Genomic DNA, 23,032 nt, shown 5'->3' with positions numbered 1-23,032 from the left:
CACCCACCGCACCCCGAGGAACCCCGAGCGATGAGCCCCGCCGAAGGCGACCGTGACCCCCAGCGCATCCTGATCGTCGACGACGAGCCCGCCGTACGCGAAGCACTCCAGCGCAGCCTCGCCTTCGAGGGGTACGACACCGAGGTCGCGGTCGACGGCGCGGACGCCCTGGAGAAGGCGACCGCCTACAAGCCGGACCTGGTCGTCCTGGACATCCAGATGCCGCGCATGGACGGCATGACGGCCGCCCGCCGCATCCGGGGCGCGGGCGACACCACCCCGATCCTGATGCTCACGGCACGCGACACGGTCGGCGACCGGGTCACGGGGCTGGACGCCGGAGCCGACGACTACCTGGTCAAGCCCTTCGAACTCGACGAGCTCTTCGCCCGCATCCGTGCCCTCCTGCGCCGCAGCTCCTACGCGGCGGCCGTCTCCGCCCAGGCCCAGGAGGACGAGGCCCTCACCTTCGCCGACCTGCGCATGGACCTCGCGACCCGCGAGGTCACCCGCGGCACCCGGCAGGTGGAGCTGACCCGCACCGAGTTCACGCTCCTGGAGATGTTCATGGCCCACCCGCGCCAGGTGCTCACCCGTGAGCAGATCCTGAAGGCGGTCTGGGGCTTCGACTTCGAGCCGTCGTCGAACTCCCTGGACGTCTACGTGATGTACCTCCGCCGCAAGACGGAGGCCGGCGGCGAGCCGCGCCTCGTGCACACCGTGCGCGGCGTGGGCTACGTCCTACGACAGGGCGGCGCCGAGTGAAACGGCTCCTGCGCCGCTACCGTTCCCTCCCCATCCGCTCCCGGCTGGCGCTGCTGGTGGCGGCGGCGGTGGCGTTCGCGGTGGCGGCGGTTTCGGTGACGTGCTGGTTCATTGTGCAGGGGAAGCTGTACGCCCAGCTGAACGATGACCTGATGAAGCAAACGAGGGGGCCGGTCACCCAAAGCGACGGGCCGATCAACATCGCGCTCGCGAGTTGTACGGACACAGCACAGCCGGACAAGGATTACTACCGGACCTCCTACTCCCAAGTGGTCAAGGAAGACGGAACCGTCTGCCTCTTCCCAGGCGCCACCGACCGGATCAAGGTCACCCAGGACGACAAGAACGAGATCAAGAACGCGGACAACCGGGTCTACTTCCGCAACGGCACCGACGCGCACGGCAACGCGGTGCGTGTGATGACCAGGCCGCTGGGAGCCACGCACGTCCCCGCCACAGGGGAGACGGGGCCCAACATCGGACTCGTCGTCGCTGTCCCCCTCAAGGGCACGCAGAACACCCTCAACGACCTGGCCCTCATCCTCCTCCTCGTCTCCGGTATCGGAGTAGTCGGCGCAGGCGCCGCCGGCCTCGCGGTCGCCCGCGCCGGTCTCCGCCCCGTCGACAAGCTCACGGAAGCCGTGGAACACGTCGCCCGCACCGAGGACCTGAGCATCCGCATCCCGGTCGAGGAGGACAGCGAGGACGAGGTCGCCCGTCTCTCCCGCTCCTTCAACTCGATGACGTCGGCCCTGGCCAGTTCCCACGAGCTGCAGCAACAACTCATCGCCGACGCGGGCCACGAACTGCGCACGCCCCTCACCTCCCTCCGCACGAACATCGAACTCCTCACCCGGAGCGAGGAGACGGGCCGCCCCCTCCCCCCGGCGGACCGCAAGGCGCTCCTCGCCTCGGTGAAGGCCCAGATGACGGAGCTGGCCTCGCTCATCGGCGACCTGCAGGAACTGTCCCGCTCGGAGGCCCAGCGCGGCGAACGCGTGCAGGTGGTCTCCCTGGAGGACACCGTGGAGGCGGCCCTGCGCCGAGCCCGCCTGCGCGGCCCGGAGCTGACCATCACGGCGTCGCTGGAGCCCTGGTACACCCGGGCGGAGCCGGCCGCGCTGGAGCGGGCGGTGGTCAACATCCTGGACAACGCGGTGAAGTTCAGCCCCGAGGGCGGGGTGATCGACGTACAGCTCACCGGCGGCGTCCTCACGGTCCGCGACCACGGCCCCGGCATCCCCGCCGACGAACTCCCCCACGTCTTCGACCGCTTCTGGCGCTCCCCCTCGGCCCGCGCCCTCCCCGGCTCCGGCCTCGGCCTGTCCATAGTCGCCCGCACGGTCCAGCAGGCAGGCGGCGAGGTCTCCCTCGCCCGCGCGGAGGGCGGCGGCACGGTGGCGACGGTACGACTGCCGGGGGCGCCGACGGCTCCGCCCGAGGTGCCGTAAGGCACCCGGGCGGGTCGTCCCTCAGCCGCCGGACCAGCGTTGACAACGCTCGTGATCAATACAACTAGGAGTCGGCAACCGACGACAACGCCGGTGGGGGCACCGCCCGCTCGAGCGAAGCCGAGAGTGGGGGAGGGCGTGCCAAGCCCCGCGACCACGGCATGATCCGCCGGACAGGCCCTAATTGCCGTTCTTGAAGACTTCGTAGTACTCGGGGTCGCTCAAGTCGACTGTGAACACCATGCCGTACTGCTTACGGATGTCGGCGACTGTCCTGTGGGCCGGTTCGCGGGTGCAGCGGCTCAGCGGAGGCTTGCCGGCTGGGCACGGGGGCGGCTCGGGAACCGGGTGATCCGCTCGTGTGGGGTGGGCGGGGTCCCAGGCCAGCCTCTGTGAGGTATCGGAGATTTCCGGAGCGGGTTCGGTGACTGTCTGCCCTTTGGGCTGGGAACCGGCCAGCGGGTTGGGGCCCTTGCCCCGGTAGTAGGCGACGAGATGGTCCCTGTAGTAGTCGTGACTGAAGGGGATGCCCGTCCCCGGCTCGTCGCCCGCGGCGAGGATGCTGTCGAGTACGTCTCCCACGTGCTTGCGGTCGGCGCCGTAGTAGGCGGTGGCGCGCATGGTGCAGTTGACCTTGTAGCTGTCGTCGCCGTCGGATTCGATCCACTCGCGTGCCCGGCCTGGCGAGCACGTGTCTTGTACGACGGTCAGGGCGAGGGTGAGGGAAGTGCGCCGATCATAGGAACCGATGGTCTGCAGCAGTGTTCGCCGTGCCTGCTGGCGTGCCTGGACAGCGGCCGGGCTGGAGGCGAGCCTGCTTGCCTCCTTGTCGCTGACAGCGCCCGAGGAACACGCGGAGACGGCGATGAGCACGAGGGGCGCGGCCGCAACCAACAAGGTCCGGTTCTTGCGGTATCCAGGCATGGATCCATCCTTCTGCCATGCGGGAAGCCACGCATGAGTAGAAGTACCTACACGTGACCTGTCGGATACAGGCCACTCGGCCACCGTTCACGCGAAGGGGGCAACCTCCTCCCGCCCCGCGGCAACTCCAGGTCAACCCCCACAGGGAACGACCGATCAGGAGCCGCCCCATGGCCACCCCCCGTTCCAAGCCCGCGGGCCGCGCCGCCCTCACCCTCGGCGTCCCGGTCGCGCTGACCACCGCCGCCCTCGCCTACGGAGTCACCGGCAGCCAGCAGGCCGCAGCCGCGACCACCGCCGCCCCCGCCTGGGCCACCGCCACCGCCGACGGCTTCGCCTCCGTCGACGCGCTCGGGCAGAACGGCACATACGGCGGCCGCGACGGCAGGACCGTCACCGTCAGGACCCTCGCCGACCTGGAGAAGTACGCGACGGCCGCCGAGCCGTACGTCATCGTCGTCGCGGCGGCGATCGACGTGGACCCGGTCGGCAAGGAGATCAAGGTCCAGTCGAACAAGACGATCGTCGGCGCCGGCACCGCCGGCCAGATCGTCGGCGGCGGCTTCTTCCTCGGCCAGGGCGTCCACAACGTGATCATCCGGAACCTCACGATCCGGGACACGTACCAGGGCACCTGGAACGACAAGGAGCACGACTACGACGGCATCCAGATGGACGGCGCCCACCACGTCTGGATCGACCACAACGACATCCGGCACATGGCCGACGGGCTGATCGACAGCCGTAAGGACACGACCTACCTGACCGTCTCCTGGAACAAGCTCAGCCAGGACAACAAGGCCTTCGGCATCGGCTGGACCGACAACGTCACCGCGGACATCACGGTCCACCACAACTGGATCCGCGAGACGGAACAGCGCAACCCCTCCACGGACAACGTGGCGCACGCGCATCTGTACAACAACTACCTGGAGGACGAGGCCGGCACCACCATCAAGTCCTCCTACGGCGACTACGCGCGCGGCAGGACGAACATGCTGCTGGAGAACTCCTGCTTCCAGGGCATGAACAACCCCGTGATCAGGGACAGTACGGCCACCCTGGTCCAGCGCGGCAACGTCTTCTCCGGCACGAGCGGCAGGAACGAGAGCGGCGGCACGGGCGCGGCCTGGGATCCGAGGACGTACTACGGCTACACCCTCGACAAGGCCGCGGACGTCCCCGCCCTGCTGAAGTCCGGTGCGGGACCCCGTAGTTCCATCGGCACCACGGCGACCACCACGTCCACCGCCCCTACCACCAGGGCCGCCGCCACCACCCTCACCGTCGCCCAGGACGGCAGCGGCCAGTACCGGACGGTCCAGGCCGCGGTGAACGCCGTCCCCGCGGGCAACGCCTCCCGCGTGGTGATCAGCGTCAAGCCGGGCACGTACCGCGAGCTGGTCAAGGTGCCGTCGAACAAGCCGCACGTCACCATCCAGGGCACCGGCGGCAGCCGGAAGGACACGGTGATCGTCTACAACAACGCGGCGGGTACGCAGAAGCCGGACGGCTCCGGCCCCTACGGCACCGGGGGCAGCGCCACCGTCGCCGTCGAGGCCGACGACTTCCAGGCCCGCAACCTGACCATCTCCAACGACTTCGACGAGGCCGCGCACCAGAACATCAGCCAGCAGGCCGTCGCCCTGCGCACCGCCTCCGACAAGGTGTTCCTCGACGGCGTGATCGTCAGCGGCGACCAGGACACCCTGCTGGTGGACACCGCGGCCAAGGAGAAGCTCGGCCGCGTCTACATGGCCAACTCCTACGTGATCGGCAACGTCGACTTCATCTTCGGCCGCGCGACCGCCGTGATCGACAAGTCCGTCATCACGCTGAAGAAGCGCTACAACGGCACCTCGGCCGGCTACGTCACGGCCCCGAGCACGGCCGCCGGCCGCAAGGGCATCCTGATCGCCGACTCCACGGTGAGCGGTGACGTGTCCGACCGCAGCTTCTACCTCGGCCGTCCCTGGCACGCGGGCGGCGACGCCACCCTCGACCCGCAGACCACGGTCCGCAACACGTCCCTGAGCGCCGCGATCAGGACCGCCCCGTGGACCGACATGAGCGGCTTCTCCTGGAAGGACGACCGCTTCGCCGAGTACAGGAACACCGGCGCGGGTTCGGGCGCGGCGAGCAGCGACCGCCCCCAGCTGACCGACGCCCAGGCGGCGGACCAGGAGGTCGCGGACTGGCTCCAGGGCTGGACACCGACCGCCTCCTGAGGCGACCGTTTCCCCACCTCACCGGCCCCGCCCTAAGATCCCCGAACAAGAGTCCGGAACGGATCGGCGGGTGGGGTGCGTGGCCGAACACGAGGGCGGGACCGAGCGGGAGTACCGCAAGGTCAGGAAAGTGCCTTGGGGGACGACCGCGGTCATGGGGCTGCTGGCGGGCAAGGGCTGCCTCCACGCGGCGCGCTCCGTGCACCTCCTCCCCGAGTGGGCTCCGGAGGCCGTCACCGGCGTGTGCCTCGTGGCGGTCGGCTGGACGGTGCTCTACCTGTGGCGCGCCCGCACCCTGGTCGGTCCGCACGGGGTCACTGCCCGCCGGGCGTTGACGAGGCGCACCCTTGCCTGGCCCGACGTCTACGACATCCGTGCCGAGCCGGTCCCCGGCGCGCCCTCGTACCAGCGCAAGTGGCTCACCTACCTGTACGACATGCAGGGCCGCCGCTTCCTCCTCCCCCACATCGACGACTGGCAGTTGAAGGACCCGCCCGGCGAGGTCGCCGAGCTGCGTGCCGTCACCGCGGCGTACCGGGGTGCGCCATGGACGCGGCGGCCCGAGGTGGAGGCACGGATCCGGCGGCGGGCCGGGCGTCGCAAGGCGTGGGAGCGGACGGTCATCGGGACCCTCATCGCCTACGGCGCCGCCCTCGTGGCCTGGATCGTGCTGCTGTTCGGCGTGGGCAGACCGCCTGCCCTGCTGCTGTTCCTGTGGATTCCGCTCGCCGCCTTCACCGTCCTCGCCGCCGTGCTGCACTGGCGCTCGGCGGCCCGGGCGGCCGGCGGCGTGTGAGGGACCGCACTCACCAGCGCCCGATCAGCGTCCCCCGCCCGTACCCTCGTACGCATGACCAGCGACGACACCGCACGGCCCGCACAGACCCGTTCCATCGAGACCTACTCCGCGCTCTCCCAGGACCAGGCCGAGGCAGTGCAGGGCCTGCTCGCCGAGGCCGCCCGTACCGACGGGCAGCAGCCGGTGTCCGAGCAGGGGCGCCTGCGACTGGCGGGAGGCGCCCGCGAAGGCGTCTCCCATCTGCTGCTGCTCGTCGGCGGCGAACTCGTCGGCTACGCCCAGCTGGAGGACACCGACCCGGTGGAGGCACCGGCCGCCGAACTGGTCGTCCATCCCTCGCACCGCGGGCACGGGCACGGCCGGGCGCTGGGCTCGGCGCTGCTGGCCGCCTCGGGCAAGCGGCTGCGGGTGTGGGCGCATGGCGGGCACTCCGCCGCCCGTCACCTGGCCCAGGTGCTCGGGCTCACCCTGTTCCGTGAACTGCGCCAGATGCGGCGGCCGTTGGCCGGGCTGGACCTGCCCGATCCGGTGCTGCCCGAGGGCGTGACGGTACGCACCTTCATCTCCGGCGCGGACGACGCGGCCTGGCTGGCCGTCAACGCCGCCGCGTTCGCCCACCATCCCGAGCAGGGCTCCCTGACCCAGCGCGACCTCGACGACCGCAAGGCCCAGCCGTGGTTCGACCCGGCGGGCTTCTTCCTCGCCGAGCGCGAGGGCGAACTCGTGGGCTTCCACTGGACGAAGGTGCACGAGCAGGAGCGTCTGGGCGAGGTGTACGTCCTCGGCGTGGCCCCGGGCAACCAGGGCGGCGGGCTCGGCAAGGCGCTCACCACCGTCGGCCTGCGGCATCTGGCGGCGCGGGGGCTGCCGGCGGTGATGCTGTACGTCGACGCGGACAACAAGGCGGCGGTGGCGGTGTACGAGCGGCTGGGGTTCACGACGTACGAGACGGACCTGATGTACCGGACCGAAACCTGATTCACCTCTCATAAGGGGCGGCGATCTTGACGCCGCCCCTTCTTTCCATCACCCTTTCACTACTCAATTAGTGAAAGGGTGATGGACCGAGTGGTCGAGTACCGCATCGACCGGCACAGCGGCGTGGCCACCTACGTCCAGATCGTCCAGCAGACGAAACAGGCCCTGCGCCTGGGGCTGCTGCGGCCGGGAGACAGGCTGCCCACGGCACGGGAGGTCGTCGAGGCCACCGCGATCAACCCGAACACCGTCCTGAAGGCGTACCGCGAGCTGGAACGCGAGGGACTGGTGGAGGCCCGGCGGGGGCTCGGCACCTTCGTACGGCGCTCGCTCGGCGCCGCCCCCGCCGACTCCCCCCTGCGCACCGAACTGGAGGAGTGGGCGGCCCGCGCGCGCGACGCCGGGCTGGAGCGGGACGACGTGGCCGCACTCTTCACTGCCGTACTCGAGAAACACTTCCAGGGAGACCCGTCATGACCAACTCGGCACTCAGGGCCGACGCGCTGGGCAAGCGCTTCGGCCGGCGCGGGGGCTGGGCGCTGCGCGACTGCACCTTCGTCCTGCCCGCCGGACGCGTGTGTGCCGTCGTCGGGCCCAACGGTGCGGGCAAGTCCACGCTCCTCGCCCTGGCCGCCGGGCTGCTCGTCCCCACCGAGGGCACGATCACGGTCCTCGGGACGCGCCCGGCCCTGGCACGCACCCGCGTCGCCTACGTCGCCCAGAACAAGCCGCTCCACCCGCAGCTCACGGTCGCCGAAACGCTCCGCATGGGCGCCGAACTCAACCCGGAGCGGTGGGACGCGGCCGTCGCCGAGCGGACGACCGCCGCCGGAGACCTCGACCCGAAGGCGAGGATCCGCTCCCTGTCCGGCGGCCAGCGCACCCGCGTCGCGCTCGCCCTGGCCCTCGGCAAGCAGCCGGAACTGCTGCTCCTCGACGAACCGATGGCCGACCTCGACCCCCTGGCCCGGCACGAGCTGATGGGCGGGCTGATGGCGCAGGCCGCCGAGCACGGCACCACGATCGTGATGTCCTCGCACGTGGTGGCCGAGCTGGAGGACTCCTGCGACCACCTGCTGCTGGTGGGCGGCGGCCGGATCCGGCTGGCCGGGGGGATCGACGACGTACTGGCCGCACACACGCGCGTCAGCGCCGCCGCCGACTCCGCCGACCTCGCCCCGCACACCGTCGTGGAGTCCAGGGTCACCGGCCGCCAGCTCAGCGCCCTGATCCGGCCCACCGGCCCGCTGCCCGCCGACTGGAGCGCCGGCACACCGTCCCTGGAGGAGCTGGTCCTCGCCCACCTGCGCAACCCCGACGCCCCCGGCCTCACCGCCGCGGCGACCGAGGAGGCCGCCGCATGAGTGTCATGACCGCGTCCACTTCGACAGCCGGGCGGCAACGGCCGCACCGCCCGCGCCTGACCCGCTGGCTGCTGCGCCTGCACCGCCCGGCGCTGCTCGTGTGGGCCGCCCTGGTGGTCGTCGGAGCCGCCCTGCTGCTGTGGCTCGCCGGACCGGTCACCGACGCGGCGGCCGAGGCGTGGCGGCAGTGGCACTCCTGCTACCGATCAGCGCACTGCGCGTACGACCAGAAAGCGATTCTGCTCTTCGACGACACGTACGACTACCTCACCCTCGCCCTGGTCGCGCTGCCGTTCCTGGTGGCCGCATGGGCGGGCGGCGCACTGACGGGCCGCGAGATGGAGTCCGGCACCGCACAGCTCGCCTGGACGCAGGGCGTCACCCCGGCCCGCTGGCTGACGGCCAAGCTGGCACTGCCCGCCGCCGCGATCACCGCCGGAGCGAGCCTGCTGGTGCTCCTGCACCACCGGGCCTGGGCGACGGCCCACAGCCGCACGAGCAGCCTCGACGCCTGGCACGGCCTCTTGACCTTCCACGCCAACGGCCCCCTCGTCGTCGCCCTCGCCCTGACCGGCCTGGCCGCCGGCGCCTTCGCGGGCATGCTCCTGCGTCGTACCCTGCCCGCGCTGGCCGGCGCCCTGGCCCTCACCGCGGGCGTCTGGGGCCTGGCCTGGTGGCTCATGCCGCACCTGTGGCCCGCCGTCACGCGTGTGACCAGCTTCAAGGAGGGTTACGGCGACCTCTACAACGGCGTCGAGGTCGACTGGGGCCTGGTCACCTCCACCGGCGGGCACATCCCCCAGCCCGACTGCTCCGCGAGCACGTCCGAGGAGTGCCGGCGGCTGTTCGAAAAGCTCGGCGGGGTCGGCTACTACAACACCTACCACCCCTCCTCGCACTTCTGGCCGCTCCAGCTCACCACCTCGGCCGTGGTGCTGGCCATCGCCGTCCTGCTCACCGTGGCCGCGTTCCTCGTCCTCAGGCGGCTCACCGGAGCACTGCGGACCGCCGACCCGATCACCGAGGGAGCCGCCGGATGAGTTCCGCCGTACTCACGGGCCTGCCCCGCACCGTGCTGCGCCTGCACCGCTGGGCCCTGCTCGCCTGGACCGCGTTCGTCGTCGGCATGGCCGGCTGGCTGGTCTGGCTGAACGAGGTGACCGCGGTCGACGTCCGCAGGGCGGAACACGGCTGCGTCCGCCTCGGTATGTGCGCCGACCCCCTGGCCTCCCTCGCCTACAGCAAACCGGTCGGCTGGATCGGCGCGCTGATCTGCTACAGCTTCCTGGCCGTCGCCGCCTTCGCGGGCGGTTCGCTGGTCGGGCGCGAGATGGAGTCCGGCACCGCCGAGCTGGCCTGGACGCAGGGCGTCACCCCGGCCCGCTGGCTGACCGCCAAGCTCGCGGTGCCCGCGCTGGCGGTGGTGGCCGGCGGCGCGGTGCTGGTGAGCGTGTACCGCTGGGGCTGGGATGCCAACCACGACCTGACGGGCGACGACTGGACCCTGCCGGCGGCGTTCGTGGCCCGGGGCCCGCTCATGGTGGCCTACGGCCTGTGCGCCCTCGCGGTCGGCGCGCTCGCCGCGGTGCTGCTGCGCCGCACCCTCGCCGCCCTCGGCACCGCCTTCGCCGTCATGTGGCTGCTCGGCTTCGTGCTGGAACGCCACCGCACCGACCTGTGGCCGGCGGTGACCCGCACGGCACCGAAGCGGCCCCACTGGCCCAGCGGCGCCTGGCAGGTGGACTGGGGGCGGAACGCCGACGGCTACTTCGCCGTCTATCAGCCCGAGTCCCATTACTGGCCCCTCCACCTGGTGGAGACCGGCATCGTCCTCACCCTGGCGGCCACCGCGACCACGGCGGCCTGCACGGTGCTGCGCCGGCGCACCGCCTGAGAGCCGGGCCACCGCGGACCGACGGTCCCGTACGCCTTTCCACGGGGGGAAAGGCGTACGGGACCGTCACTTTCACCGCCCTCCCGGCGCCACGGACGCCCGGGAGCCGCCCCCCGATATCCCGCACGTCATGTCGCCGTAACCATCGATTCAGACGACCTTGCGACGCTCAGCCAATGAAGCCCGCCGTGCCAGAGCCTTCGCCACCCCCCGAGGGGTCCGCGGGGAACGGGGCCGTGAAGCTCCCACCCGCACGTTCCGACGCGCCCGTTTCGCTCGTGGCGCGGAACAATGGGGTCATGAGCCAGCCAGACACCCAGGCACAGGTCCAGCACGCGCAGCCCTCCGTGGGCTCCATCGCCGCGCACCGCCCGCACACGGTGGCCGCCGTCGTCTCCGACCTGGAACCCGACATCGATGCCGATCTCGACGCGTACGAGGAATCGCAAGTCGACGGGGTACAGCTGCCGCAGGGTCGTTTCCTCGACCGGGAGCGCAGCTGGCTCGCGTTCAACGAGCGGGTCCTGGAGCTCGCCGAGGACCCCGACACGCCCCTGCTGGAGCGGGCGAACTTCCTGGCGATCTTCGCCAGCAACCTGGACGAGTTCTTCATGGTCCGGGTGGCCGGCCTGAAGCGCCGTATCGCGACGGGCGTCGCCACCCGCTCCGCCTCCGGTCTCCAGCCCCGCGAGGTACTGGAGATGATCTGGGCCCGCTCCCGCGAGCTCATGGCCCGGCACGCCGCCTGCTACCACGAGGACGTCGCCCCCGCCCTCGCGGAGGAGGGCATCCACCTGGTGCGCTGGGCCGAGCTGACCGAGAAGGAGCAGGCACGCCTCTTCACGCTCTTCCGGCACCAGATCTTCCCCGTCCTCACCCCCCTCGCCGTCGACCCGGCGCACCCCTTCCCGTACATCTCCGGCCTGTCCCTGAACCTGGCCGTGCGGGTACGCAACCCCGTCACCGGCACGCCGCACTTCGCGCGCGTCAAGGTGCCGCCGCTGCTGTCCCGCTTCCTGGAGTGCTCCCCGGGCCGGTACGTCCCCCTCGAGGACGTCATCGCCGCCCACCTCGAGGAGCTGTTCCCGGGCATGGAGGTGCTGGAGCACCACACCTTCCGGGTCACCCGCAACGAGGACCTGGAAGTCGAGGAGGACGACGCCGAGAACCTGCTCCAGGCCCTGGAGAAGGAGCTCATGCGGCGCCGCTTCGGCCCGCCGGTGCGCCTGGAGGTCGAGGAGAACATCGACCGCGAGGTCCTCGACCTGCTCGTGCGCGAGCTGAAGATCACCGAGGCCGAGGTGTACCCGCTGCCCGGTCCCCTCGACCTCACCGGCCTCTTCCGCATCGCCGGCCTCGACCGGCCCGAGCTGAAGTACCGGAAGTTCGTCGCGGGCACCCACCGGGACCTGGCGGAGGTGGAGTCCGCCTCGCCGCCGGACATATTCGCGGCGCTGCGCAGCCGGGACGTGCTGCTGCACCACCCGTACGACAGCTTCTCCACCTCCGTGCAGGCCTTCCTGGAGCAGGCGGCGGCCGACCCGGACGTCCTCGCCATCAAGCAGACCCTGTACCGGACCTCCGGCGACTCCCCGATAGTCGACGCGCTCATCGACGCCGCCGAGTCCGGCAAGCAGGTCCTCGTCCTGGTCGAGATCAAGGCCCGCTTCGACGAGCACGCCAACATCAAGTGGGCGCGCAAGCTGGAGGAGGCCGGCTGTCACGTCGTGTACGGCCTCGTCGGCCTGAAGACCCACTGCAAGCTGTCCCTGGTGGTGCGCCAGGAGGGCGACACCCTCCGGCGCTACAGCCACGTCGGCACCGGCAACTACCACCCGAAGACGGCCCGTCTGTACGAGGACCTCGGCCTGCTCACCGCCGACCCGCAGGTCGGCGCGGACCTGTCCGACCTGTTCAACCGCCTCTCCGGCTACTCGCGCCGGGAGACCTACCGCCGTCTGCTGGTGGCCCCGAAGTCCCTGCGTGACGGCCTGGTCGCGCGGATCAACAAGGAGGTCCTGCACCACCGTGCCGGACGTCCCGCGTTCGTCCGCATCAAGGTCAACTCGATGGTGGACGAGGCGATCATCGACGCCTGCTACCGCGCGTCCCAGGCGGGCGTACCGGTCGACATCTGGGTCCGCGGCATCTGCGCGGTGCGCCCCGGCGTCCCCGGCCTGTCGGAGAACATCCGCGTCCGCTCCATCCTCGGCCGCTTCCTCGAGCACTCCCGCGTCTTCGCCTTCGGCAACGGCGGCGAGCCCGAGGTGTGGATCGGCAGCGCCGACATGATGCACCGCAACCTCGACCGCCGGATAGAGGCCCTCGTCCGGGTCACCGACCCGGCCCACCGGGCATCCCTCAACCGGATGCTCGACACCGGCATGTCCGACACCACCGCCTCCTGGCACCTGGGCCCGGACGGCGAGTGGACGCGACACGCGGTCGACGGGGACGGCCAGCCCCTGCGCAACGTCCAGGAGATGCTCATAGACGCCCGGAGGCGCCGGCGTGGCACAGCAACACCTTGACCCGACGGACCCCACGGCCCGGGTGACGAACGGGGACGCCCTCGCGGGCTACCTGCGCGCCCAGGCCACGGAGTTCCTCCGCGCGCTGCGGCTGCACCGGGAGACCGGGGACGGCGGTCCCCCCCATCGGGCGAAGTCCAGGGCGGGGGAGGCGGGCGGCGCGGAGGCGTCCGTCGACGCGGCGCGCGCCCTGCGCCGCTCGGCCCGCCGCATCAGCGGCAGCCTGCACACCTTCCGCCCCCTGCTCGACACCGCCTGGTCGGAGGAGATCCGCCCGGAACTGGCCTGGCTGTCGGGGACCTTGGGGCTGGAGCACGCCTACGAGGCCCGGCTGGAGCGGCTGTTGCTGGCGCTGCACCGGCTGTCGGGGTCGACGGCGGTGTCCGCCCAGGTGGTCGGCGCGGCGGTGGGCGGCCGCGCCGACGGGATGACGTCCGCCCAACTGCCGGTGGAACGCGGCAACCTGACCGTGGGTGCGGCGAAGGCGGGTGCGCTGCTCGACCGCCAGCTCACCCTCGCGAGGACCCGCGCCCACTCCACCGCCCTGCAGGCCCTGGGCTCCTCCCGCTTCCACGCCGTCGCCGACAAGGTCGCCTTACTGGCCAGCGAGGTCCCCCTCACCACTTCCGCCGCCACCACCGACCTGCGCCCTCTGGCCGCCGCCGCGGAGGAACGTCTCACCGACGCGATCTCCGCACTCCCCCTGGTCACCGCGGGCCACCCGTACAACGCGGAGGCCCTCGTCCACGGCCTGTCCCCGGACCCGTCCCCCCACCCCCAGGACGGCCCGTGGCACCAGGTCCGCCTGCTGCTGCGCCTGCACCGCTACGCCCGAGAGGTGCTGCACGGCCCGAACACCCCCGTCGACATGCGGCTGCTGACGGCCGGCCAGTCCCTCAACCGGCACCGGGACGCCTCGGAGGCCGCCGCGGCGGCGGCACAGGCGGCCCGCACCCCGCGCATCGCCCCGGCGACGGCGTACGCCCTCGGTGTGCTCCACGCCGACCAGCGCCACGAGGTCGAGGCGGCGCGGTTCGCGTTCCAGCAGTGCTGGCAGAAGCGGACGGTCAACACCCCCTGACCCCTTCGCCCTTCGACCCGGCCTTCGATCTTCTACCCGAGGCGGTGCAGCACCGGTGACGACCCCGAGGGACACCCCCGTACAGGCGGCGGGCTGCGTACTGTGGCGCCGCTCACCCGTGGACGGCCGGCTGGAGGTCTGCCTCGTCCACCGGCCGAAGTACGACGACTGGTCCCACCCCAAGGGCAAGCTCAAGCGCGGCGAGGAGGCACTGACGGGCGCCGTGCGGGAGGTGGCGGAGGAGACCGGGTACACCTGCGAGCCCGGCACCGAGCTGTCCACGGTCTGCTACTACGCGGCCGGACGGCCCAAGGAGGTCCGTTACTGGGCGGCCGAGGCCGTCGCGGGCGGCTTCACCCCGAACGACGAGGTGGACCGCATCCTCTGGCTGACCCCCGCCGCCGCCCGTGACCGCCTCACCCAGCCCCGGGACCGGGACCTCGTCGACGAACTGGTCTGCGACTCCCCCGTGTGACCCGCACGCCCCTCAGTGGACCGCACAGCCCCTCAGCAGCCCGCGTGCCCCTCCGCGTCCGCTCTCGCCTGACTACGGGCCCGGCGGGCGGGGCCGCGCCAGCCGCATGTGCAGCGGGCCACGCAGAAGCGGCCCTGTTCACTCGTCGTCGTGGAGTGTTCCTGTCCCTGCCGGACCCGCTCCGGGCCGTCCTGCTGCGCCACTCTGACAACGTTACCCACAGGGGGGTGAACGACTCGTCCGTCCCTTGCCGAGCTCTGGCCGCACGTGCCGGGAGCACGCGTGACGGCCGCCCCCTACTCGTCGTTAACCGGATCGACAGGGGGCGCGTGAGGGACGTACCGGCTGGGGGTAGGCAGGCGATGGATCGGCGGCAGCACAGGCGGGCGGGCGGCACGGCCGGCATGGTGGGACTCGCGGTGGGGATCGCCGCCGGTGTGGGCCTCGGCGCCACGGGCTGTTCCTTCAGCGGGGCCGCCGCGGAGGACGCGCGCGGCGCGGGCGACCCGGTCACCACGCTGCACCGCGCCGCCGGAACACTGCGCGCGGCGGGCAGTTCCCGGGCCGCCACGTCGATGGAGATGGCCACCGGCGGCACCCGCGTCACCATCCGCGGCAAGGGCGTCTACGACTACCGCAGACAGCTCGGCAGACTGACCGTGCGGCTGCCGCAGGACCCGGCGGGGAACGCCGAGCACCGTCCGATCACCGAACTCCTCGCCCCCGGCGCCCTGTTCATGAAGAACCGCGGCGCCGGGGTGCCCCCGGACAAATGGGTCCGGGTGGACATCGCGACCCTCTCCGACGGCAATCTGGTCACGGGCGGGGCGACCGACCCGTACGCCGCCGCGGAGCTGCTGCGCGGGACACGGACGGCGCGGTACGTGGGGCGGAGCGAACTCGGCGGGGTCGGGGTGCGGCACTTCCGCGGCACCGCCGACCTGGCCCGTGCGGCGCGCAGCGCCTCGGCGGGCAACCGGGAGGCGCTGGCGGCGGCGGCGAAAGGGTTCGCCACGGCCGAGGTCCCGTTCGACGCCTATCTCGACGACGAGGGCCGCATCCGCAAGATCCGGCAGAGCTTCTCGTTCGTCAACGGCCGGCAGAGGGGCACCGTGGCCGTGGCCTCGACCACACTGCTGTACGGCTTCGGGACCCCGGCGGACGTCCGGCTGCCGCCGTCGAAGGACATCTACGCGGGCCGGATCGCCGAAAACCAGCCATCCGAGGAACGGAACAGCGGACGGTAGCACTAGTCAGAGCGGCTGCCCGTGAACTAGCCCGTCCGTGCCATGCGCCGTGTGTAGAGCCCTGCCTACTCTAGGAAGTCGGTAACGGCAGAGAAGAGGTGACGCACGTGGCTCCGGTCGGCGGTACGGCAGTTCAGGACCACGTGGCCCTCGCCGAGATCGAACTGTGCGGAGAGCTGATCATCGCGGCGTCGGCCGCCGACGAACGGCTCAGCCTGGAGAGCATCGACCAGGTGCTGCGCGTGGCCGAGGAAAGGACCCCGGCCGACGGCTGACCTGCGGGATCGTCCCTCAGGTGCGCAGCAGGCGGCCGATCGCCCGGGTGGCCTCCTCCACCTTGGCGTCGATCTCCGACCCGCCCTTCACGGCCGCGTCCGCGACGCAGTGGCGCAGGTGCTCCTCCAGCAACTGGAGCGCGAAGGACTGCAGGGCCTTGGTGGAGGCGGACACCTGCGTGAGTATGTCGATGCAGTAGGTGTCCTCGTCGACCATGCGCTGCAGGCCGCGGATCTGGCCCTCGATCCGGCGCAGCCGCTTGAGGTGCTCGTTCTTCTGCTTGTGATATCCGTGGGTGGTGCCGCCGCCCGTGTCGGAGGGCGCCGTGGCACCGGCCTCGGTCGTCGTCATCGCGCCCCTCCAGTCAAAGCAGAGCTTCGGACAGATACCCCTGGTGGGTATATGGTACCCAATTTCGGTGGGTAGAGGGGTCTTGGTACGCCCCCCTGATGATCGGTTTGACTGATGGGTGACACTGGGGGACGGCCCATTAGCCGTGGCCGGATGATGCGCCTAGCATCACCCTGACCGAAACCGAAGCACCCCGAGGACCCCAAGTGCGCTTTCGTCTGACCCCCAGGGAGACGAGCTTCTACGACATGTTCGCCGCCTCCGCGGACAACATCGTCACCGGCTCGAAACTCCTGATGGAACTGCTCGGGGCGGACGCATCCGCCCGGGCCGAGATCGCAGAGCGTATGCGGGCCGCGGAACATGCAGGTGACGACGCCACGCACGCGATCTTCCACCAGTTGAACTCCTCGTTCATCACACCGTTCGACCGCGAGGACATCTACTCCCTCGCCTCGTCCCTCGACGACATCATGGACTTCATGGAGGAGGCCGTCGACCTGGTCGTCCTCTACAACGTCGAGGAACTGCCAAAGGGTGTCGAGCAGCAGATCGAGGTCCTGGCGCGGGCGGCGGAGCTGACGGCGGAGGCGATGCCGAACCTCCGCACCATGGAGAACCTCACCGAGTACTGGATCGAGGTCAACCGCCTGGAGAACCAGGCGGACCAGATCCACAGAAAGCTTCTTGCACACCTCTTCAACGGCAAGTACGACGCGATCGAGGTGCTGAAGCTCAAGCAGATCGTGGACGTGCTGGAGGAAGCGGCGGACGCGTTCGAGCACGTGGCGAACACGGTGGAGACCATCGCCGTCAAGGAGTCCTGACCCGTCCATGGACACCTTCGCTCTGATCGCGACCGTCCTGGTCGCGCTCTTCTTCACGTACACGAACGGATTCCACGACTCGGCGAACGCCATCGCGACGTCGGTGTCGACCCGGGCCCTGACCCCGCGGGCGGCTCTCGCCATGGCCGCGGTGATGAACCTGGCCGGTGCCTTCCTCGGCTCCGGAGTCGCCAAGACCGTCAGCGAAGGCCTGATCGAGACGCCCACCGGCTCCTCGGGCATGGCCATCCTCTTCGCGGCGCTGGTCGGCGCCATCGTCTGGAACCTGGTCACCTGGTACTTCGGCCTGCCCTCGTCGTCCTCCCACGCCCTGTTCGGCGGCATGGTCGGCGCGGCGCTCGCGGGCGGCACGGCGGTCCACTGGAACGGCGTGCTCGACAAGATCATCACCCCGATGTTCCTGTCCCCGGTGGTGGGCCTGATCGTCGGTTACCTGGTGATGACCGTGATCCTCTGGCTGTTCCGCCGCTCGAACCCCCACAAGGCCAAGCGCGGCTTCCGCATAGCGCAGACGGTCTCGGCGGCCGGCATGGCCCTCGGCCACGGCCTCCAGGACGCCCAGAAGACCATGGGCGTGGTCGTGCTGGCCCTGGTCATCGCCGGCCACCAGACCTTCGCGGACCCCATCCCCGTCTGGGTGAAGCTGGTGTGCGCGGTGATGCTCTCCCTCGGCACCTACGCCGGCGGCTGGCGCATCATGCGCACCCTCGGCCGGAAGATCATCGAACTCGACCCGCCCCAGGGCTTCGCCGCCGAGACCACCGGCGCGTCGATCATGTTCGTCACCGCGTTCATCTTCAAGGCGCCGATCTCCACGACCCACGTGATCACCTCCGCGATCATGGGCGTCGGCGCCACCAAGCGCGTCAACGCCGTCCGCTGGGGCGTAGCCAAGAACATCGTCCTCGGCTGGTTCATCACCATGCCCGCAGCAGCCCTGGTCGCCGCCGCGGCCTACGGAGTCGTGAAGCTGGCGTTCCTGTAACCGGGGCGCGCTTGCCTGCCGGGGGGAGGGGACGCAGTCCCCTCCGGAGCCCGCAGGGGGACAGCGGACCCAGCTCCCGCCGGCGCCCGGGCGAAGCCCGCAAGGGCGCAGGGGACTCAGCTCCCGACGGCGCCCGGGCGAAACCCGCAAGGGCGCAGGGGACTCAGCTCCCGACGGCGCCCGGGCGAAACCCGCAGGGGCGCAAGGGGCGCACAACCGCCGGAGCCCCGGGCGCAGCCCGCAGGGGTGCAGGGGACGCAGTCCCCGCCGGGGTCTGGGGCGGAGCCCCAGGGTGGGGGACTTCTTGACCCACTGTCACGGGTGGGTGGGTGGGAAACCCCGGGGTCCAGGGGCGCAGCCCCTGGCGGGGTCTGGGGCGGAGCCCCGGCCACGGCGGCCACCGCACCGCCCACAACCGAACCGCCGGACGGCCACCGCACCGCCCACAACCGAACCGCCGGACGGCGATGGGCCCGCCCCCGGGAGCCAGGGGCGGGCCCTTGCATCCTCACGGTGGCACCGCCATGCAGCACCGCGAGGGGTCATCGAGCCATCGGCTCAGCCGAAACGCCCGGAGATGTAGTCCTCCGTGGCCTGAACCGACGGGTTGGAGAAGATCCGCTCCGTGTCGTCGATCTCGATCAGCTTCCCGGGCTGCCCCACCGCCGCGAGGTTGAAGAACGCCGTACGGTCGGACACACGCGCGGCCTGCTGCATGTTGTGCGTCACGATGACGATCGTGAACCGCTCCTTCAGCTCACCGATCAGGTCCTCGATCGCCAGCGTGGAGATCGGGTCCAGCGCCGAGCACGGCTCGTCCATGAGCAGCACCTTCGGCTCCACCGCGATCGCCCGCGCTATGCACAGCCGCTGCTGCTGACCACCGGACAACCCCGAACCCGGCTTGTTCAGCCGGTCCTTGACCTCGTTCCACAGGTTCGCGCCCTTGAGCGACTTCTCGACGATCTCCCCGAGCTCGCTCTTCTTGTAGTTCCCGTTGAGCCGCAGCCCCGCCGCCACGTTGTCGAAGATCGACATCGTGGGGAACGGGTTCGGCCGCTGGAACACCATGCCGACCTCGCGCCGCACCGACACCGGGTCGATCCCGGCCCCGTACAGGTCCTCGTCGTCGAGCATCACCTTGCCCTCGACCCGTCCGCCCGAGGTGACCTCGTGCATACGGTTCAGCGTGCGCAGGAACGTCGACTTGCCGCAGCCGGACGGCCCGATGAACGCCGTCACCGTGCGCGGCTCGACCGTCATCGAGATGTCCTCGATCGCCTTGTGGGAGCCGTAGTAGGCGGTGAGTCCGCTCACGTCGATTCGCTTGGACATAACTACTTCACTTCCAGTCAGTCGCTGAGGCCGCGGTCAGCGACCGGTCTTGGGGGCCTTCCAGCGGGCGATGCCCCGGGCCACCATGTTGAGGATCATCACGAAGGCGATCAGCGTGAGGGACGCCGCCCACGCGCGGGCGTGCGCCGGGTCGGAGCCCGCGGCGTACTGCTGGTAGATGTACAGCGGCAGCGACGCCTGCGCGCCCTCGAAGGGGTCGTTGTTGATGAACGGGTTGCCGAACACCAGCAGCAGCACCGGCGCGGTCTCACCCGCGATACGGGCGATGGCGAGCATGACGCCGGTGATGATGCCGCCGATCGAGGTCGGCACGACCACCTTCAGGATGGTGCGCCACTTCGGCACACCGAGCGCCAGCGACGCCTCGCGCAGCTCGTTCGGGACGAGCTTGAGCATCTCCTCGGTGGAGCGGACCACGACCGGCATCATCAGGATGGCCAGGGCCAGCGAGCCGGCGAAGCCGAACGGCTCCATCTTGAAGATCAGCATCAGGCTGAGGATGAACAGGCCCGCGACGATCGAGGGGATGCCGGTCATCACGTCGACGAAGAACGTGACGGCCTGGGCGAGCCTGCCGCGTCCGTACTCCACCAGGTAGATGGCGGTGAGGATGCCGATCGGCGCGCCGATCAGGGTGGCGAGGCCGACCTGCTCCAGGCTGCCGATGATGGCGGCGTAGATTCCGCCGCCCGGCTCGGAGTCGGCGACGACGCCCATGGAGTGGGTCAGGAAGTAGACGTCGAGGACCTTCACGCCGCGGGCGATGGTCACCCAGATCAGGGAGGCCAGCGGAATGACGGCGAGCAGGAAGGCGACCCAGACGAGGGAGGTCGCGACGCGGTCCTTGGCCTGGCGGCGGCCCTCGACGCGGGCGGCGATGCCGAACGTGCCGAGGATGAACAGGATCGCGGCGATCAGACCCCACTGGATCTTGCTGTCCAGGCCGGCGGCGAGGCCGATGCCGACCGCGACGACGAGGGACCCGGCGGCGATGGCCCATGGCGACCACTTCGGGAGGCTGGCGCCGCGCAGCGTGCTGGGGCGCTTGTCGGCGATGCTGGCGGTGCTCATGCGTTGGCCCCCGAGTACTCCTTGCGGCGGGCGATGATCATGCGGGCCGCGCCGTTGACCAGCAGGGTGATGACGAACAGGACCAGGCCGGAGGCGATCAGCGCGTCACGCCCGTACTCGGTCGCCTCGCTGAACTTGCTGGCGATGTTCTGGGCGAAGGTGCCGCCGCCCGGGTTCAGCAGGCTGGCCTGGATGTCGAAGGTCGGGGAGAGCACGGTGGCGACGGCCATCGTCTCGCCGAGCGCGCGGCCGAGGCCGAGCATCGAGGCGGAGATCACACCGGAGCGGCCGAAGGGCAGCACCGACATGCGGATGACCTCCCAGCGCGTGGCGCCGAGGGCCAGCGCGGCCTCCTGGTGCATCTGCGGGGCCTGCCGGAAGACCTCGCGGCTGACGTTGGTGATGATCGGCAGGATCATGATCGCGAGCAGGACGCCGACGGTGAGCATCGAGCGGGCGGGGCCGCCGTCCCAGGAGAAGATGCCGGTCCAGCCGAAGTAGTGGTCCAGCCAGCCGAACAGGCCGGTCATGTGCGGTACGAGGACGAGCGCGCCCCACAGGCCGTACACGATGGACGGCACGGCGGCGAGCAGGTCGATCACGTACGCGACGGGGCCGGCCAGCCTGCGCGGGGCGTAGTGCGTGATGAAGAGCGCGATGGCGACCGCGACCGGGACCGCGAGGGCCATGGCGATGATCGAGGAGACGATCGTGCCGAAGGCCAGCACCGCGATGCCGAAGACCGGCGGCTGGGCGCCGGTGTTCCAGTCGAAGGTGGTCAGGAAGTTGCCGTGGTCCTTGCTGATCGCGAGGGCGGCGCGGTAGGTGAGGAAGACCGCGATCGCGGCCATGACCACCAGCAGCAGGATGCCCGAACCGCGGGAAAGGCCGAGGAAGATGCGGTCACCGGGGCGGGTCGCGCCACGGGCGTTCCGCTTCTGCTCGGCCACGGTCGGTTCGGGGACGGGGGGAGGTGCGTCGGTTGTCTTCGTGGATATGTCCATCGGGTTCTCCGGTCTGCGGAGCCACCTGCGTCGGGCGGCTCGGTGGAGCCGTATGCGGGACGCGGCTCCTGGCGGCGGTGCACCGGAAGGTGCGGCCCGGCCCCGCGGGGGAGCCGGGCCGCACTCGGGTCAGCTCAGGCCCTCGATGGTGGTGCGGACCTTGGAGATGATCGCGTCGGGGACCGGCGCGTAGTTGATGCCGGACAGGATCTTCTGGCCGTCCTCGCTGGCGATGTAGCGCAGGAAGCCCTTGGTGGCGGGCAGGGTGTCCGCCTTGTTGCCCTTGTCGCAGACGATCTCGTAGGTGACCAGGGTGATCGGGTAGGCGCCCTCGGCCTTGGTCTTGTAGTCGAGCTGCAGCGACAGGTCCTTGCCCTGGCCGACGACCTTCGCGGCGGCGATGTCGGCGGTGGCGCTCTCGGTGCTCGGCGCGACCGGCTTGCTGGCGCCGGTGTTGATGGCGACGGCCTTCATGCCGTCCGTGACGTAGGACAGCTCGAAGTAGCCGATGGCGCCGGAGGTCTGCTTCACCTGCTGGGCCACACCCGCGGACTGCGGGGCGGACTGGCCGCCCTGGGCCTGCCAGGCCTTGCCGCCGGAGTACTTCCAGTTGTCGGGGGTGGTGGCCTTCAGGTACTTGGTGAAGTTGTCCGTGGTGCCGGACTCGTCCGAGCGGTGGAACGCCTGGATCTTCAGGTCGGGCAGCTTGACGCCCTTGTTCAGGGCGGCGATCGCCGGGTCGTTCCACTTCTTGATCTTGCTGTCGAAGATCTTGGCGAGGGTCGGCGCGTCCAGGACGAGGTTGTCCACACCCGGGACGTTGTAACCGATGGCGATCGGACCGCCGACCATCGGCAGGTCGATGCCCTGGCCGCCCTTGCAGACACTCTTGGAGGCCTTGACCTCTTCGGGCTTCAGCGCGGAGTCGGAACCGGCGAAGGCGACCTGACCCTGCGTGAACGCGGTGACGCCGGCGCCGGAGCCGCCGCCCTTGTAGTTGATCTGCACGTGGCAGGCCTGGGAGAAGTTCTTCACCCAGGCGTCGATCGCGTTCTTCTGCGCGGAGGAGCCGTCGGCGAGCAGCTGTCCCTTGGCGCCGTCGCACTTGATGGAGCTGGCGTTCGCCGTCGACGAAGAACCGCCGCCCGCCTTCGTACCCGTGTCGTCGGAGCCGCACGCCGTCAGGGCCAGGGCGCCGGAGACGGCGACAGCACCGAGGGAAAGGGCGCGAAGCCGGTTCTTGCGCTGAAGCTTCACTTTCGGGAGTTCCTTCCAGGAGCCGCCACCGTCGGCGGCGTGCGAAGTCGTTGTAGTGCCCGAGCACGCCGCGAAGGCCGCACTCAGCACCTGGTACGGCCGAAATTAGGCAGAACAGGTGAAGCGGCCGATGGCCGGAAGTGAACG

Annotated in this window: 22 protein-coding genes; 16 read left to right on the top strand and 6 right to left on the bottom strand. The window is 70.6% G+C overall.

Features of this window, described 5'->3' with window-relative positions:
- Positions 1-30 precede the first annotated feature (30 nt).
- Both ACFY0F_RS10005 and ACFY0F_RS10000 read left to right on the top strand, forming a co-directional pair.
- Complete coding sequence (locus tag ACFY0F_RS10005) at positions 31-765, top strand: response regulator transcription factor (RefSeq protein ID WP_388791438.1); 735 nt, start codon at positions 31-33, stop codon at positions 763-765.
- Entirely contained in the window at positions 762-2,216 is a 1,455-nt protein-coding gene (locus ACFY0F_RS10000; RefSeq protein WP_388791436.1) for an ATP-binding protein, read from the top strand. Before ACFY0F_RS10005 ends, ACFY0F_RS10000 begins: the two co-directional genes overlap by 4 nt.
- Positions 2,217-2,396: 180 nt before the next feature.
- Here the strand turns inward: ACFY0F_RS10000 and ACFY0F_RS09995 are convergent, their stop codons facing one another.
- Positions 2,397-3,140, bottom strand: a complete 744-nt coding sequence (locus tag ACFY0F_RS09995) for a hypothetical protein (RefSeq protein ID WP_388791434.1) — start codon at positions 3,138-3,140, stop codon at positions 2,397-2,399.
- 170 nt (positions 3,141-3,310) lie between these two features.
- Here ACFY0F_RS09995 and ACFY0F_RS09990 point away from each other — a divergent pair, with 170 nt between their 5' ends.
- The 12 genes from ACFY0F_RS09990 to ACFY0F_RS09935 all read left to right on the top strand — a co-directional run bounded on the left by ACFY0F_RS09990 (position 3,311) and on the right by ACFY0F_RS09935 (position 16,012).
- Positions 3,311-5,368, top strand: coding sequence for a pectinesterase family protein (locus ACFY0F_RS09990; RefSeq protein ID WP_388791432.1), 2,058 nt, complete (start codon positions 3,311-3,313; stop codon positions 5,366-5,368).
- 79 nt (positions 5,369-5,447) lie between these two features.
- Positions 5,448-6,164, top strand: a complete 717-nt coding sequence (locus tag ACFY0F_RS09985; protein ID WP_388791430.1) for a PH domain-containing protein — start codon at positions 5,448-5,450, stop codon at positions 6,162-6,164.
- Positions 6,165-6,218: 54 nt separating this feature from the next.
- Positions 6,219-7,145, top strand: coding sequence for a mycothiol synthase (gene mshD / locus ACFY0F_RS09980; RefSeq protein WP_388791428.1), 927 nt, complete (start codon positions 6,219-6,221; stop codon positions 7,143-7,145).
- Between the two features lie 90 nt (positions 7,146-7,235).
- Positions 7,236-7,622: a GntR family transcriptional regulator gene (locus ACFY0F_RS09975; protein ID WP_388792385.1), complete on the top strand. Its 387-nt coding sequence runs from the start codon at positions 7,236-7,238 to the stop codon at positions 7,620-7,622.
- Positions 7,619-8,509: an ABC transporter ATP-binding protein gene (locus ACFY0F_RS09970; protein WP_388791426.1), complete on the top strand. Its 891-nt coding sequence runs from the start codon at positions 7,619-7,621 to the stop codon at positions 8,507-8,509. The genes ACFY0F_RS09975 and ACFY0F_RS09970 overlap by 4 nt, the downstream gene beginning before the upstream one ends.
- The gene (locus tag ACFY0F_RS09965) at positions 8,506-9,549 is read left to right on the top strand and encodes an ABC transporter permease (RefSeq protein ID WP_388791424.1); all 1,044 of its coding nucleotides are present in this window, start codon (positions 8,506-8,508) and stop codon (positions 9,547-9,549) included. The genes ACFY0F_RS09970 and ACFY0F_RS09965 overlap by 4 nt, the downstream gene beginning before the upstream one ends.
- Positions 9,546-10,403 carry a hypothetical protein gene (locus ACFY0F_RS09960; protein ID WP_388791423.1) on the top strand — a complete coding sequence of 286 codons (858 nt, stop codon included), beginning with the start codon at positions 9,546-9,548 and terminating at the stop codon, positions 10,401-10,403. The genes ACFY0F_RS09965 and ACFY0F_RS09960 overlap by 4 nt, the downstream gene beginning before the upstream one ends.
- Positions 10,404-10,579: 176 nt before the next feature.
- Positions 10,580-12,934 carry an RNA degradosome polyphosphate kinase gene (locus ACFY0F_RS09955; protein WP_388791421.1) on the top strand — a complete coding sequence of 785 codons (2,355 nt, stop codon included), beginning with the start codon at positions 10,580-10,582 and terminating at the stop codon, positions 12,932-12,934.
- Positions 12,915-14,015 carry a CHAD domain-containing protein gene (locus ACFY0F_RS09950; RefSeq protein WP_388791419.1) on the top strand — a complete coding sequence of 367 codons (1,101 nt, stop codon included), beginning with the start codon at positions 12,915-12,917 and terminating at the stop codon, positions 14,013-14,015. Before ACFY0F_RS09955 ends, ACFY0F_RS09950 begins: the two co-directional genes overlap by 20 nt.
- A gap of 55 nt (positions 14,016-14,070) precedes the next feature.
- Positions 14,071-14,490 (top strand): NUDIX hydrolase, encoded by a 420-nt coding sequence (locus tag ACFY0F_RS09945; protein ID WP_388791417.1) that lies wholly within the window; start codon positions 14,071-14,073, stop codon positions 14,488-14,490.
- Positions 14,491-14,852: 362 nt separating this feature from the next.
- Positions 14,853-15,737, top strand: a complete 885-nt coding sequence (locus ACFY0F_RS09940) for a hypothetical protein (RefSeq protein ID WP_388791415.1) — start codon at positions 14,853-14,855, stop codon at positions 15,735-15,737.
- Positions 15,738-15,835: 98 nt separating this feature from the next.
- Positions 15,836-16,012: a hypothetical protein gene (locus tag ACFY0F_RS09935; RefSeq protein ID WP_388791413.1), complete on the top strand. Its 177-nt coding sequence runs from the start codon at positions 15,836-15,838 to the stop codon at positions 16,010-16,012.
- 16 nt (positions 16,013-16,028) lie between these two features.
- On the opposite strand, the gene ACFY0F_RS09930 is transcribed toward ACFY0F_RS09935, so the two are convergent.
- Positions 16,029-16,364, bottom strand: a complete 336-nt coding sequence (locus tag ACFY0F_RS09930; RefSeq protein ID WP_388791411.1) for a metal-sensitive transcriptional regulator — start codon at positions 16,362-16,364, stop codon at positions 16,029-16,031.
- 206 nt (positions 16,365-16,570) lie between these two features.
- On the opposite strand from ACFY0F_RS09930, the gene ACFY0F_RS09925 reads away from it, so the two are divergent.
- Both ACFY0F_RS09925 and ACFY0F_RS09920 read left to right on the top strand, forming a co-directional pair.
- Positions 16,571-17,191 carry a DUF47 domain-containing protein gene (locus ACFY0F_RS09925; protein WP_055490603.1) on the top strand — a complete coding sequence of 207 codons (621 nt, stop codon included), beginning with the start codon at positions 16,571-16,573 and terminating at the stop codon, positions 17,189-17,191.
- 7 nt (positions 17,192-17,198) lie between these two features.
- Positions 17,199-18,197 (top strand): anion permease, encoded by a 999-nt coding sequence (locus tag ACFY0F_RS09920; protein ID WP_388791409.1) that lies wholly within the window; start codon positions 17,199-17,201, stop codon positions 18,195-18,197.
- 558 nt (positions 18,198-18,755) lie between these two features.
- Here the strand turns inward: ACFY0F_RS09920 and pstB are convergent.
- From pstB to pstS, 4 genes are all read right to left on the bottom strand, one after another.
- Entirely contained in the window at positions 18,756-19,532 is a 777-nt protein-coding gene (gene pstB, locus ACFY0F_RS09915; protein ID WP_388791407.1) for a phosphate ABC transporter ATP-binding protein PstB, read from the bottom strand.
- A 36-nt stretch (positions 19,533-19,568) separates the two neighbouring features.
- Positions 19,569-20,624, bottom strand: coding sequence for a phosphate ABC transporter permease PstA (gene pstA / locus ACFY0F_RS09910; protein ID WP_388791405.1), 1,056 nt, complete (start codon positions 20,622-20,624; stop codon positions 19,569-19,571).
- Positions 20,621-21,628, bottom strand: a complete 1,008-nt coding sequence (gene pstC / locus ACFY0F_RS09905; RefSeq protein ID WP_388791403.1) for a phosphate ABC transporter permease subunit PstC — start codon at positions 21,626-21,628, stop codon at positions 20,621-20,623. Before pstC ends, pstA begins: the two co-directional genes overlap by 4 nt.
- A gap of 129 nt (positions 21,629-21,757) precedes the next feature.
- Entirely contained in the window at positions 21,758-22,885 is a 1,128-nt protein-coding gene (gene pstS, locus ACFY0F_RS09900; RefSeq protein ID WP_388791401.1) for a phosphate ABC transporter substrate-binding protein PstS, read from the bottom strand.
- Between the last annotated feature and the right edge of the window lie 147 nt (positions 22,886-23,032).

The organism is Streptomyces sp. NPDC001544 (assembly GCF_042894285.1).
Classification (GTDB): domain Bacteria; phylum Actinomycetota; class Actinomycetes; order Streptomycetales; family Streptomycetaceae; genus Streptomyces.
Note: the sequence above shows the minus strand (reverse complement) of the source record. Positions and strands in the feature narration are given on the sequence as shown.